Source organism: Ruegeria sp. CDSB113, from assembly GCF_059611045.1.
In genome coordinates this window covers 44,555-56,725 of record NZ_JBXWOU010000011.1, presented here as the reverse complement: position 1 = coordinate 56,725, position 12,171 = coordinate 44,555, and the positions used below count along the sequence as shown (strand labels likewise).

Here is a 12,171-nt window from a genome sequence, read left to right as displayed (position 1 = left end):
GTTACTTTTTCCGCAGACGGATTACCACGTCGACTGACGCGATCTCAACGCCCTCGGGCGCTTCCGGCAGGCGTTGAATCACCAACTGGTCCGACGGCGCATCGCTCAGGCGGCTTTCGTCTTCCCAGAAAAAATGTGGATGATCGTGGGTATTGGTATCGAAATAGCTTTTCGAACCATCAACCGTGATCTCCTGCAGAACTCCGGCCTCACAAAACGCGCGCAGCGTGTTGTAGACCGTCGCCAGAGATACGGCGTCCCCATTCTTTTTGGCCGCCTCAAACAGGCTTTCGGCAGTGACGTGCCGATGGCGACCATCGCCGACTAAAAGCTCGGCCAAAGCGACACGCTGGCGCGTTGGGCGCAGCCCCGCGTCAACCAACCAATCTGTGGCTCTGTTCTGGCTCTGAGGTGTCATCAATCCGAAACCCAATTGTTGCTGAACCATATATAGGTGCTGTGTTCGGGTAATTTCAAATGAAATTCATTCGCAAAGAATGCCGCCTGCACAACAGGATGTGACGTGCTGCTCTTGCAGGACCTTGCATACGGGTGCTAGACGAGGCCAGATATAACGAACGGACCCCTGGCAGGAGAGGCGGCAGAATGGCCCAATTCCCGAGCAGCTTTGACAAGGACGATCTGCTGAAATGCGCCCGTGGCGAATTATTCGGCCCCGGCAATGCGCAATTGCCTGCACCTCCGATGCTGATGATGGATCGGATCACCGACGTCTCGGCCGATGGTGGCGCGCATGGCAAAGGCCACATATTGGCCGAATTCGACATCACCCCTGACCTGTGGTTCTTTGATTGCCACTTCCCCGGCAACCCGATCATGCCCGGTTGTCTGGGACTGGATGGTCTGTGGCAGCTGACCGGTTTCAACCTGGGCTGGCGTGGCTGGCAGGGACGCGGCATGGCCGTCGGTGTCGGCGAGGTCAAGCTGACCGGCATGGTCCGCCCTGACCGCAAGATGCTGACCTACAAGATCGACTTCAAAAAAGCGATCCAGACCCGCCGTCTGACCATGGGTGTGGCGGATGGTATCGTCGAAGCGGACGGTGAAATGATTTACGATGTCAAAGACATGAAAGTCGTTCTGTCCGAAGCCTGAGCCTGACCGGCCCGAAATAAGGAGCACGCACATGCGTCGAGTAGTTGTCACCGGTTTGGGGGTCGTGTCCTCCATCGGGAACAATGCCCAGGAAGTAATGGCCTCTCTCAAGGCCGGAAAGTCCGGCATCGAGGCCAACGAGCAGATGGTCGAACACGGCTTTCGCAGCCAAATCGCCGGAACGCTCAAGATTGATCCGGCTGAGCATGTAGACAAGCGTACCCTTCGCTTCATGGGTCCTGGTGCAGCATACGCGCATATCGCCATGAACCAGGCAATCGCCGACGCGGGCCTGACAGAAGACCAGGTCGTGAACCCGCGCACCGGTTTGGTGGCCGGTTCCGGCGGTCCGTCGACCAGCGCAATGCTGACCGCGCATCAGACGGTTCTGAAAACTGGTGCGACTAAGCGTATCGGCCCGTTCGCCGTGCCAAAATGCATGTGTTCGACGATCTCGGCCAACCTTGCGACAGCATTCAAGATCAAGGGCATCAACTACTCGATCACCTCGGCCTGCTCGACCTCGCTGCATTGCATTGGTAACGCGGCCGAACAGATCATGCTGGGCAAGCAGGACGTCATGTTCGCTGGCGGCGGAGAAGAGCTGGACTGGACACTGTCCTGCCTGTTCGACGCAATGGGTGCGATGTCATCCAAATACAATGACACGCCGGACAAAGCCTCGCGTGCGTTTGACCAGGACCGTGATGGATTCGTCATCTCGGGCGGTGGCGGGATCGTCGTTCTAGAAGATCTGGAACACGCGCTGGCCCGCGGCGCAAAGATTTATGCCGAAGTGACCGGATATGCGGCCACATCGGATGGCCACGACATGGTGGCCCCGTCCGGTGAGGGTGGCGAGCGCGCGATGCGTCTGGCTCTGTCGACCATGCCCGAAGGGCGAAAAGTCGGCTATATCAACGCCCATGGCACCTCGACCCCGGTCGGAGACGTTGGCGAAGTTGAAGCCGTGCGCCGCATCTTTGGTGAAGGCAATGTGCCCCCGATCTCATCGACCAAGTCGATGACCGGACACGCACAGGGTGCGGCAGGCGCGCTTGAGACGATCTTCTGCCTGCTGATGCTGGACAATGATTTTATTACGCCGTCGATCAATGTCGACACGCTTGCCGAAGGCATCTTGCCCGGTGAAATTGCAACTCAAGTAGTTGAAAACGCAGGATTGGACAGTGTGATGACCAACAGCTTCGGCTTTGGCGGCACCAACGGGTCCATGATCCTGTCGAAGTATAACGGGTGAATGTAATGTCGGATCTTCTAAAAGGTAAACGCGGCCTGATCATGGGCGTGGCCAATGACCGCTCGATCGCGTGGGGCATTGCCAAAGCCATGCATGAGGCCGGTGCTGAACTGGCATTCACCTATCAGGGCGAAGCCTTCGGAAAGCGCCTTGAGCCGTTGGCCCAAAGCCTGGGCAGTGATTTCATGGTGGACGCGGACGTCACGGATGACGCCTCACTGGATCGCGCATTCGAAGAGCTTGGCGCGCGCTGGCCCACCATTGACTTCGTGGTTCATGCGATCGCCTATTCGGATAAATCCGAACTGACGGGACGTTTTCTGAACACAACGCGGGCCAACTTCAAACACTCGATGGATGTTTCCGCCTATTCCTTCATCGAGGTTGCGCGCCGCGCTTATCCGCTGATGCAAGAGAATGGCGGCACGCTGCTGACCCTGACGTATCAGGGATCGAACAAGGTTGTGCCGAACTATAACGTCATGGGTGTGGCCAAGGCCGCGCTGGAATCGGCGACCCGCTATCTGGCCAACGATCTGGGCCCGGAAGGCATTCGCGTCAATGCGATCTCGCCCGGCCCAATGAAGACGCTGGCAGGTGCCGCAATCGGCGGCGCCCGCAAGACTTACAAGTTCTGCGATCAGAACGCGCCCATGCGTTCGAACGCAACGCTCGAGGCTGTTGGCGGCACGGCCGTTTACCTCACTTCAGACGCGGGCGCATGCACCTCGGGCGAGATCATTCGCGTCGATGGCGGCTTCCACGTTTTGGGCATGCCGCAGCCAGATCACATGTGACTCGATCTTTCCCTGCCGGTGCCAAGATTTCACCATCTTTCACGGGCAGGGATATCGGCATGAGTAAAGCCGAACATATCCTTACCAGCAACACTCGCAGCATCCGGTCACGCCGCAGATCCGGGTTTCTGGGCACGCGCGGTCTCGTCGCGCTATTGGCCCTGACCAGCCTATTGTTGTTTGTGTTTTTCACACAGCCGCAAATGCAGGAAACCGTTAAAGCCTGGATCAGCCTCATATCAGGCTGATCCGACTCGTTTCATGGGTCAGTTGATCGAAACGACCTCGATATCAAATATCAGATCCTGACCAGCCAATGGATGGTTGGCATCCAGCGTGACGGTCGCTTCGTCGACCTCTACCACCGTTACCGGAACGGCCTGTCCGTCCGGTGTTTGCATCTGCAATTGGGTGCCGGGATCCAGCGGAATATCGTCCGGAATGCCTTCGCGCGGGATTTGCTGGCGCGCTGCGGGGTTAATCGGGCCATAGGCGTCAACGCAGGCGATCTCGACCCGCTTTTTGTCCCCAATGTTCAAACCCGGCATCGCCGAATCCAAACCCGGGATAATCTGGCCCGTACCAACGACGAATTCCAGCGGGTCACGTCCTTCGGAACTGTCAAAGACGTTTCCGTCCAACAGCGTTCCTGTGTAATGGATGCGAACCGTGTCGCCTTGTTTGATTTCGGTCATATTGGTCTCCGGCCTCTTTTGGGGTTTAACGGCCAAGCCTAGGAGGTAACACGACATTGTAAACCCCGCCCTCTTTCATGCCCGTTATTGTTGTGCAAACCTGCCCCGGACGATCAGGAGGGGACCGGATGCCAATCACAACCTGCATTTTCGATGCGTATGGAACGCTGTTCGACGTGGCCGCCGCCGCGCGGCAAGCAGCCGGGGAACCGGGCTTTGAGAAACTGCAGCAAAAGTGGCCCGAACTTGCCAATCATTGGCGCCTGAAACAGCTGCAATACACCTGGCTGCGCGCGGTCACGGATGCTCATGCGGACTTCTGGGATGTTACACAGGATGGCCTCGACTGGGCGCTTGAGGCGACCGGCCTGGACGGCGACGCAACACTGCGGCAACGGCTTCTGGATCTGTACTGGGAATTGCAGGCCTATCCCGAAGTTCCAGAAATGCTGCGCGCACTAAAAGCGGGTGAGTTGCAAACAGCGATCTTGTCAAATGGCTCGCCACCGATGCTTGATGGCGCGGTTCAGTCAGCGGGTATCGGGGACGTTTTGGACGACGTGTTGTCCGTGGAAAGCGTCGGAGTCTTCAAGCCGGATTCGCGGGTCTATGACCTTGTGCAGGAACGGTTCTGCTGTGCCCGAAACGAGGTTCTGTTCGTCAGCTCGAATGGCTGGGATGCGGCTGGGGCCAGCGGGTACGGCTTTGTCACCGCCTGGGTCAATCGCGCCGGGGAACCGATGGACCGCTTGCCATGGAAGCCTGCGCATGTACTGTCCGACCTAACGACGATTCCGCAACTGGTTGGACTTTAATGGCATTTTTCACTTCGTCTGATGACAGGCGTCTTTTTTTCGAGGACACCGGCTCTGGTGCGCCTGTGCTTTGCCTTGCCGGGTTGACCCGCAACAGCAAGGATTTTTCGTTCCTCGCGCCGCATCTGGGCGACATGCGGGTAATTGCGATGGATTACCGTGGTCGCGGACGCTCGGACCATGACCCGGACTTCATGAACTACAACGTCCTTCGCGAATCTCAAGACGCGATCGAGTTGCTGGACCATCTTGGTTTGGACCGTGTGAATGTCATAGGCACCTCGCGTGGGGGACTGATTGCCATGGCGCTAGCCGCCAGCCATCCCGAACGGTTGTTGAGCGTTGTTCTGAACGACGTCGGTCCGGTGCTGGAACCATCGGGTATCGCCAAGATCATGGAATTTGTCGGCAAGCAGCCCGTTTCCAAAACATATGATTTGGCGGCTCGGGCGTTGCAGCACGTCATGGGGCCCCAATTTCCCGGCGTGCCACTAGCGCGTTGGCGGCAGCAGGCCGAAGTCCAATTCGACGAAACGCCTGATGGCCTGACCCTCAGCTATGATCCTGCGCTGCGTACAGCGCTTCTGGAACAGGCTGCTGCAGGGCCCGCCCCTGACCTGTGGCCCCTGTTTGAAACACTGCAGGGCATTCCCACCGGCGTCATTCGCGGCGCAAATTCGGATATTTTGGGCAAAGACACGCTGACTGAAATGCACAATCGCCACGCCGATCTTATATCGGCAGAAATACCCGACCGTGGTCATCCCCCGTTTCTGGATGAACCACAGTCAGTAGAACTCATTCGCAAGGTACTGGTCACCGCATGAGCACACTTGAAATGATCGAGGCCGCCGCCGAACGCCTCAGGGGGCATGTTCGCGAGACACCGATTCTTTCATCGCCGTTTCTGGATGAAATCGCAGGCCGCCGCGTGCTGGTGAAACCCGAGTGTCTGCAACATACCGGCAGCTTCAAGTTTCGCGGGGCCTGGTCGGCGATATCGGCCCTTGGTGATGCGGACCGGCAGCGCGGTGTCATCGCCTATTCCTCGGGCAATCACGCGCAGGGCGTGGCCTATGCGGCCACACAGCATGGGATTTCATCGGTCATCGTCATGCCCTCTGACGCACCGCAGCTAAAGATCGACAACACCCGCGCGCTGGGGGGCGAAGTTGTTCTGTACGACCGCGCTAACGAAAGCCGCGAAGAGATTGGCGAGGCGTTGGCGTCCCAACGTGGCCTTACCCTGATCCGGCCTTACGACGAACCTTTGGTCATCGCAGGTCAGGGCACCGTCGGGCTGGAACTGGCGCGGCAGGCGGCCGAAATGGGCGTCGAAACGGCAGACGTTCTGGTGTGTTGCGGCGGTGGTGGGCTGACCTCGGGCATTGCGCTGGCATTGGAAGGTCATGCGCCTGGACTGCGGGCCCGCCCTTGCGAACCTCAGGGGTTCGATGACGTCAAACGGTCTTTGGCAACCGGGCATATTCAAAGCAACAACGCCGCATCGGGCAACATTTGCGATGCGATCCTGACGCCGGAACCGGGCCAGATCACCTTTCCGATCCTGAATAGGTTGTGCGGTCCGGGCTTGTCGGTGTCCGAGGAAGACGCGCTGCGCGCCATGGCGCAGGCGTTTTTGCGCCTCAAGATCGTGCTGGAACCAGGCGGGGCAGTATCGCTGGCCTCAGCCCTTTTCCGCGCCGAGGAAATCGAGGGCGACACTGTGATCGTGGTGGCATCGGGTGGCAACGCCGACCCCGAAGTCTTTGGAAAAGCGCTGGAATACCTGACCTGACAAGTCGTTTAGGCTGGGGCAACCTGACATTTGGGCGTATGACGCCAGGGGATTGAGTCGTGCAGATCGCAGACATTGGAAACGTTCAAATCCACTATCGGGTCGATGGTGATCCAGGCGGCGCGCCAATTGTGTTCGCCAATTCTCTGGGAACCGACCTGCGACTTTGGGACGATGTTTTGCTGCACCTGCCTGCAGGGCTGCGTGTGATCCGCTTTGACAAGCGCGGGCACGGTCTTTCGTCGCAACCCCCAGCCCCCTATTCGATGGGTGCGCTTGTGCGGGACGTGGAAGGATTGCTTGATTTTCTTGAAGTGCGCGATTGCGTGTTTGTCGGCCTTTCGATCGGCGGGCTGATCGGACAAGGGCTGGCTGTCAAACGGCTGGATCAGGTTCGCGCCTTGGTGCTGTCCAACACAGCAGCCAAGATCGGCATTCCTTCAATCTGGCTGGACCGCATGGACGCGGTACAAAAGGGCGGGATCGAGGCCCTGGCTGATGCAACCATGGAGCGCTGGTTTTCCAAGGCATTCCGCGCATCGCCCGAGCATCTGCTTTGGCGCAACATGATGGTGCGCCAGCCAGTGGATGGCTATCTGGGCTGCTGCGCGGCAATCTCTGGCACAGACTTCTACACCCCCACCAGCGGCCTGCGCCTGCCGACCCTCGGCATCGCCGGCAGCGAGGACGGATCGACCCCACCGGATCTTGTGCGGGAAACCGTTGACCTGATCCCCGGCTCTCGGTTCGAGCTGATGCGACGCGCTGGGCACTTGCCTTGTGTGGAACAACCGGCAGAATACGCGGCATTGCTGCACAGCTTTCTGACCGAAATCGGACATGTTTGAAGGAGCCTTGGTTTGGCCGATCTTCTATTAGTCCATGGGTCCTGCCACGGTGCCTGGTGTTGGCGCGACCTCATCCCGGCGTTGGAAGCGCTGGGGCACGAGGTCCGTGCCATTGACCTACCCAGCCACGGATCGGATCCGACGCCCGTTGCCGATGTGACGTTGGACAGTTGTCGCGACACAATTTTGGATGCGACCTCGCCCAATACAATCATTGTCGGTCATTCCTGGGGTGGCTACCCGATCAGTGCCGCGGCCGAAGCCGCGCCGGAGGCCATGCGCGCCCTTGTCTACCTTGCCGCCTACGTCCCGCAGGATGGTCTTTCGATGGTGGAAATGCGCAAACGATCGCCCCGGCAGACAATCCATGATGCGGTCGAAAAATCAACTGACGGCCTCTCTTATACGGTTGTACCAAGCAAGGTGCATGATCTGTTCTACCACGACTGCCCACCCGAAACACTGCCATTCGCGTTTGCGCGCTTGTGTCCGCAAGCCATCGCACCACAGGACGCCCCCTTGCCCTTGACCGGCAATTTCGACCGGGTTCCCAAGGCCTACATCCGGACAACCGATGACCGGACCATCCCGACCGAATACCAGGAACAGATGAGCCGCAGCGCCCCCGCGACGATGCGTCATACGATTGACACGTCGCATTCCCCGTTCTTTGCACAACCGCAAAAACTAGCTGAATTGTTGGACAAGATCGCAAGGGACCTGCCTGGATCACAAGTCTGAGCGTGTCCCTTCCAACCTTCATTTTCTGCGGATAAGGTCCGCCCAAATTCTCATCCTTGCGGTTAAAATGCGTCTTCCTTTTTTCTTCGTCCTTCTCACGGTCATGATCGACGCCATGGGCATCGGCCTTGTCCTGCCTATCATGCCGGAACTGATCGTCGAAGTTCAGGGCGGCACATTGGCGACAGCTGCGATCTGGGGTGGCATCCTCAGCACCGCGTTTGCCGCCATGCAATTTGTGTTCGGACCGGTTCTGGGTAACCTTTCGGATGCTTACGGGCGACGGGTGGTATTGCTGGTCTCGCTGTTCGTCATGTCACTGGACTATGTTGTCATGGCGCTTGCGGGCAGCATCTGGTTGCTGTTGGCCGGACGCATCGTCGGAGGCATTACGGCTGCCACGCATGCAACGGCGGCGGCCTTCATGGCGGATGTGTCGAAACCCCACGAAAAGGCTGCAAACTTTGGTCTATTGGGCGCAGCATTTGGCGTCGGGTTTGTCTTTGGCCCGGTACTAGGTGGGCTGCTGAGCGAATATGGCACACGTGCACCATTTTGGGCTGCGGCGGGCTTGTCTGCACTGGCCTTCGTCATCGGTGTATGTGTCATGCCCGAGACGGTCACCGACAAGACGCGCCGGGCCTTCAGCCTGAGGCGGGCAAACCCAGTGAACTCGTTGCGCGCGATTGCCGCGTTGCCCGGGATCCGGCCGATGCTGTGGGTCTATCTCCTGTACTCAATATCGATCTATGTCTACCCGGCAATTTGGGCGTATTTCACAACCGAACGGTTCGGCTGGTCACCACAAATGATCGGCCTGTCACTAGGCGTCTACGGGATCGGCATGGCGGCCGTTCAGGGCGGCCTGATCCGTCCCGCAACCAAGTATTTGGGGGAACGCGTCACAATCATCTACGGCATGGGGTTCGAGCTGTTTAGCTTTTTTCTTCTGGCCTTTCTGACCAATGGGATCATTGCCTTGATGCTGATCCCGATCACCGCCATCGGAGCAGTTGTGACCCCTGCCCTGCAGGCCCTGATGTCGCGCAAGACGCCCGACTCGCAACAGGGTGAACTGCAGGGTGTACTGACATCCTTGCACGCTTTGTCGATGGTCATCGCACCGTTGCTCATGACCAGCGTGTTCGCTCAGTTCATCAAGCCCGACGCGGCGATCTACTTGCCAGGCGCACCATTCCTCTTGGCATTCGTCATGATGGTGATCTGTCTTCTTGTGTTTTCCCGTTCACGTGGGGTCATGGCATAACTACGACATCCCTTTGACGGATTCCGCCTTGCAGCGTCCCCATAAGCGCGCCACCGTAGCGCAAAGCGAGAGAGGGACAGCATGCAAACCATCAAAGCCGCCGTTTGCCGGGCGTTCGGTGAACCTCTGGTCATCGAAGATATTCAGATCGCGCCGCCCAAGTCAGATGAGGTCGAGGTGACACTGGATGCGGTGGCAATTTGCCATTCGGACATTTCATTTGCCGGTGGTGCGTGGGGCGGGCATCTTCCTGCCGTCTACGGGCACGAAGCTGCGGGCATTATCACTGCGGTCGGCGACTCGGCAGGTGTGTTTCAGGTTGGGGACCCGGTTGTCGTTACCCTGATCCGGGCATGTGGCTCGTGCCCCTCTTGCGCGGGGGGGAAACCAACTGTCTGCGAAACGCCTTATGATAAGGTCAACGGGCCGTTGCGCACAGCAGATGGCGGACCACTGGAGCAGGCAATGGCCTGCGGAGCATTTGCAGAAAAGGTTGTGGTCAGCCACCGGCAAATTGTCAAAATACCACAGTCGATGCCCAAAGACGTCGCCAGCCTGCTGTCCTGCGGAGTGATCACGGGCGTCGGCGCCGCCGTCAACGCCGCCGGGTTGCGGCCCGGACAGGATGTGGTGGTGATCGGCGCCGGAGGTGTCGGGCTGAACGCAATTCAGGGCGCCCACATCGCCGGTGCACGCCGCATTGTGGCCGTGGACATGACCGAAGAGAAGCTAGCCATTGCCAAGGAATTCGGCGCGACTCACGGCGTTTTGGCCGATCAGAAAGCCCCCTGGAAGGCCGCCTACAAGGCGCTTGGGGGTCGCGGTGCAGATGCCGTTTTGATCACCGTCGGCGCGATTCCTGCCTACGATCAGGCCCCTCGTTATTTGGGTCCGGGTGGTAAGGCGGTAATGATCGGGATGCCGCACTCCGGGGATATGGCAAGCTACGAGCCGGTAGTTCTGGCCGCGCTGGGTCAGGGTTTGATCGGATCAAAAATGGGCGATGTTGTCATCCAGCGGGATATTCCGTGGATGATCGACCTTTATGATCAGGGACGCCTGAAACTGGATGAGCTGATTTCGGGCCGGTGGTCGCTGTCGCAGATCAACGAAGCGATCGAGGACACCAAAACCGGATCCGCCAAGCGTAACGTGATCGTTTTCGACAGGGATTAACCCGGCAGGGCAGGAGACCACCTGATGAAGCTGCAAGACCTCGATATCATTGTCACCGCCCCTCCTGCGCCCGGATGGGGCGGGCGATATTGGATACTGGTCAAAGTCACGACCGATACTGGGATCACGGGCTGGGGGGAATGCTATGCATCCTCGGTTGGCCCCGAGGCGATGCGCCATGTCATTCGGGACGTGTTCGAACGGCACATGCAGGGCGAGAACCCCGAAAACATCGAGCTGATGTTCCGCCGAGCATACTCCAGCGGGTTTACACAGCGCCCCGATCTGACCGTCATGGGCGCCTTTTCCGGACTGGAAATCGCGTGTTGGGACATTCTGGGTAAAGATCGCGATCGGCCGGTCTACGCCTTGCTGGGCGGATTGGTGAACGAACGCATAAGGGCCTACACCTATCTGTATCCCCTGCCCCAACATAATCTGAACGATTTCTGGACATCGCCTGAACAAGCTGGCGAATGTGCCGCCGAAATGGTCCGACGCGGGTTCACAGCCGTCAAGTTTGACCCCGCCGGCCCCTACACTGTTCGGGGTGGGCACATGCCTGCGATGTCCGATATCTCGATGTCTGTTGCGTTCTGCAAAGCGATCCGAGAAGCCGTAGGCGACAAAGCCGACCTGCTGTTCGGCACCCACGGCCAGTTCAACACCGCGGGCGCAATCCGATTGGGTCAGGCGCTTGAACCCTATTCACCGCTTTGGTTCGAAGAGCCCACACCTCCGGACATGATTGAAGATATGGCTCGTGTCGCGCGAAACGTTCGGATCCCGGTCGCGACCGGTGAACGCATGACCACCAAAGCCGAATTCGCGGCCGTTTTGCGGGCTGGGGCGGCAGAAATCCTGCAACCCGCGCTGGGTCGTGCCGGCGGGATTTGGGAGATGAAGAAAGTGGCCGCAATCGCCGAAGTCTTCAACGCCCAGATGGCCCCGCACCTATACGCCGGTCCGATTGAATGGGCCGCCAATATCCATCTGGCCGCATCCATCCCAAACCTGCTGCTGCTTGAGACCATAGACACGCCGTTTCACGATCAACTCATCAACAGCTCATTGCGGGTTGAGGCTGGATTTGTCCCCGCCCCAACCGCACCCGGCCTTGGCATCGAGGTGAACGAAGATCTTGCCCGCGCGCACCCTTTCAACGGTGACGGCCTGCATCTGCAAATGCAAGAAGAGCCCTGTGACTACGTGAACGGAAACGCCTTTCAGGGTGGTGCCCCTGCAACCGAGGGGTGACAACCCAATAGGTCTTGGGGCACATTGACCCAACCCATAGGTGTTAAACAGGCAACGCGTGACACTTGAAGACGACCAAACCGAACAAACCGAAGCTGCGCTATCTGAAATGAAAGAAAGCGCGGCTCGGGCCTCTGCGTTTCTGAAAACGCTCGCGCATGAGGGTCGGTTGATGATCTTGTGTCATCTGGCCGACGGCGAAAAATCCGTGGGTGAGTTGGAAGCCTTGTTGCGTATCCGTCAGGCTGCAGTCAGTCAGATGCTGGCGCGCCTGCGCGCTGAAAACATTGTTGCAACGCGCAGGGAAGGAAAGTCCATCTATTACTCGCTGAACAACGACGGTGCGGCGCAGGTGATCGCCGTTCTTTACGATCTGTTCTGCAGCCCCGAAAGCGAATAA

At 58.6% G+C, this 12,171-nt stretch carries 15 protein-coding genes; 13 read left to right on the top strand and 2 right to left on the bottom strand.

The features are described from left to right. Window position 1: 1 nt before the first annotated feature. Entirely contained in the window at window positions 2-418 is a 417-nt protein-coding gene (irrA, locus tag AC2FIS_RS17435) for an iron response transcriptional regulator IrrA (RefSeq protein WP_109312620.1), read from the bottom strand. Between the two features lie 188 nt (window positions 419-606). Between irrA and fabA the strand changes: the two genes are divergently transcribed. The 4 genes from fabA to AC2FIS_RS17415 are packed head-to-tail and all read left to right on the top strand — an operon-like array spanning window position 607 to window position 3,422. Next, entirely contained in the window at window positions 607-1,116 is a 510-nt protein-coding gene (fabA, locus tag AC2FIS_RS17430; protein ID WP_282152633.1) for a bifunctional 3-hydroxydecanoyl-ACP dehydratase/trans-2-decenoyl-ACP isomerase, read from the top strand. 31 nt (window positions 1,117-1,147) lie between these two features. Then, the gene (gene fabB / locus AC2FIS_RS17425) at window positions 1,148-2,377 is read left to right on the top strand and encodes a beta-ketoacyl-ACP synthase I (RefSeq protein ID WP_109312551.1); all 1,230 of its coding nucleotides are present in this window, start codon (window positions 1,148-1,150) and stop codon (window positions 2,375-2,377) included. Between the two features lie 5 nt (window positions 2,378-2,382). After that, on the top strand, window positions 2,383-3,174 hold the full coding sequence (locus AC2FIS_RS17420) for an enoyl-ACP reductase FabI (RefSeq protein ID WP_282120727.1): 792 nt from the start codon (window positions 2,383-2,385) through the stop codon (window positions 3,172-3,174). Window positions 3,175-3,233: 59 nt separating this feature from the next. After that, window positions 3,234-3,422, top strand: a complete 189-nt coding sequence (locus tag AC2FIS_RS17415; protein ID WP_496774628.1) for a hypothetical protein — start codon at window positions 3,234-3,236, stop codon at window positions 3,420-3,422. An 18-nt stretch (window positions 3,423-3,440) separates the two neighbouring features. Here the strand turns inward: AC2FIS_RS17415 and AC2FIS_RS17410 are convergent, their stop codons facing one another. After that, window positions 3,441-3,869 carry an FKBP-type peptidyl-prolyl cis-trans isomerase gene (locus AC2FIS_RS17410; protein ID WP_058273150.1) on the bottom strand — a complete coding sequence of 143 codons (429 nt, stop codon included), beginning with the start codon at window positions 3,867-3,869 and terminating at the stop codon, window positions 3,441-3,443. 128 nt (window positions 3,870-3,997) lie between these two features. Between AC2FIS_RS17410 and AC2FIS_RS17405 the strand changes: the two genes are divergently transcribed. From AC2FIS_RS17405 to AC2FIS_RS17365, 9 genes are all read left to right on the top strand, one after another. Continuing rightward, a complete protein-coding gene (locus tag AC2FIS_RS17405) occupies window positions 3,998-4,684 on the top strand; it encodes a haloacid dehalogenase type II (protein WP_496774626.1) in 687 nt (228 codons plus the stop codon). Continuing rightward, window positions 4,684-5,511 (top strand): alpha/beta fold hydrolase, encoded by an 828-nt coding sequence (locus AC2FIS_RS17400; protein WP_496774624.1) that lies wholly within the window; start codon window positions 4,684-4,686, stop codon window positions 5,509-5,511. The genes AC2FIS_RS17405 and AC2FIS_RS17400 overlap by 1 nt, the downstream gene beginning before the upstream one ends. Beyond that, on the top strand, window positions 5,508-6,482 hold the full coding sequence (locus AC2FIS_RS17395) for a threonine ammonia-lyase (protein WP_496774622.1): 975 nt from the start codon (window positions 5,508-5,510) through the stop codon (window positions 6,480-6,482). The genes AC2FIS_RS17400 and AC2FIS_RS17395 overlap by 4 nt, the downstream gene beginning before the upstream one ends. A gap of 59 nt (window positions 6,483-6,541) precedes the next feature. Beyond that, window positions 6,542-7,330, top strand: coding sequence for a 3-oxoadipate enol-lactonase (gene pcaD, locus AC2FIS_RS17390; protein WP_496774621.1), 789 nt, complete (start codon window positions 6,542-6,544; stop codon window positions 7,328-7,330). Window positions 7,331-7,342: 12 nt separating this feature from the next. Next, on the top strand, window positions 7,343-8,071 hold the full coding sequence (locus AC2FIS_RS17385) for an alpha/beta fold hydrolase (protein ID WP_496774619.1): 729 nt from the start codon (window positions 7,343-7,345) through the stop codon (window positions 8,069-8,071). A gap of 67 nt (window positions 8,072-8,138) precedes the next feature. Next, entirely contained in the window at window positions 8,139-9,338 is a 1,200-nt protein-coding gene (locus tag AC2FIS_RS17380) for a TCR/Tet family MFS transporter (RefSeq protein WP_058273145.1), read from the top strand. A gap of 81 nt (window positions 9,339-9,419) precedes the next feature. After that, a complete protein-coding gene (locus AC2FIS_RS17375) occupies window positions 9,420-10,514 on the top strand; it encodes a Zn-dependent alcohol dehydrogenase (RefSeq protein WP_496774617.1) in 1,095 nt (364 codons plus the stop codon). Window positions 10,515-10,538: 24 nt separating this feature from the next. Next, window positions 10,539-11,771: a mandelate racemase/muconate lactonizing enzyme family protein gene (locus AC2FIS_RS17370; RefSeq protein WP_496774616.1), complete on the top strand. Its 1,233-nt coding sequence runs from the start codon at window positions 10,539-10,541 to the stop codon at window positions 11,769-11,771. A gap of 109 nt (window positions 11,772-11,880) precedes the next feature. Then, window positions 11,881-12,171, top strand: coding sequence for an ArsR/SmtB family transcription factor (locus AC2FIS_RS17365; RefSeq protein WP_496774736.1), 291 nt, complete (start codon window positions 11,881-11,883; stop codon window positions 12,169-12,171).

What these genes read in the sequence shown, in the direction of transcription:
- AC2FIS_RS17380 (WP_058273145.1), top strand. Translation starts at nt 8,139, where the DNA reads ATGCGTCTTCCTTTTTTCTTCGTCCTTCTCACGGTCATGATCGACGCC.
- AC2FIS_RS17395 (WP_496774622.1), top strand. Translation starts at nt 5,508, where the DNA reads ATGAGCACACTTGAAATGATCGAGGCCGCCGCCGAACGCCTCAGGGGG.
- AC2FIS_RS17400 (WP_496774624.1), top strand. Translation starts at nt 4,684, where the DNA reads ATGGCATTTTTCACTTCGTCTGATGACAGGCGTCTTTTTTTCGAGGAC.
- AC2FIS_RS17375 (WP_496774617.1), top strand. Translation starts at nt 9,420, where the DNA reads ATGCAAACCATCAAAGCCGCCGTTTGCCGGGCGTTCGGTGAACCTCTG.
- AC2FIS_RS17415 (WP_496774628.1), top strand. Translation starts at nt 3,234, where the DNA reads ATGAGTAAAGCCGAACATATCCTTACCAGCAACACTCGCAGCATCCGG.
- AC2FIS_RS17410 (WP_058273150.1), bottom strand. Translation starts at nt 3,869, where the DNA reads ATGACCGAAATCAAACAAGGCGACACGGTTCGCATCCATTACACAGGA.
- fabA (WP_282152633.1), top strand. Translation starts at nt 607, where the DNA reads ATGGCCCAATTCCCGAGCAGCTTTGACAAGGACGATCTGCTGAAATGC.
- AC2FIS_RS17420 (WP_282120727.1), top strand. Translation starts at nt 2,383, where the DNA reads ATGTCGGATCTTCTAAAAGGTAAACGCGGCCTGATCATGGGCGTGGCC.
- irrA (WP_109312620.1), bottom strand. Translation starts at nt 418, where the DNA reads ATGACACCTCAGAGCCAGAACAGAGCCACAGATTGGTTGGTTGACGCG.
- AC2FIS_RS17370 (WP_496774616.1), top strand. Translation starts at nt 10,539, where the DNA reads ATGAAGCTGCAAGACCTCGATATCATTGTCACCGCCCCTCCTGCGCCC.
- fabB (WP_109312551.1), top strand. Translation starts at nt 1,148, where the DNA reads ATGCGTCGAGTAGTTGTCACCGGTTTGGGGGTCGTGTCCTCCATCGGG.
- AC2FIS_RS17405 (WP_496774626.1), top strand. Translation starts at nt 3,998, where the DNA reads ATGCCAATCACAACCTGCATTTTCGATGCGTATGGAACGCTGTTCGAC.
- AC2FIS_RS17365 (WP_496774736.1), top strand. Translation starts at nt 11,881, where the DNA reads ATGAAAGAAAGCGCGGCTCGGGCCTCTGCGTTTCTGAAAACGCTCGCG.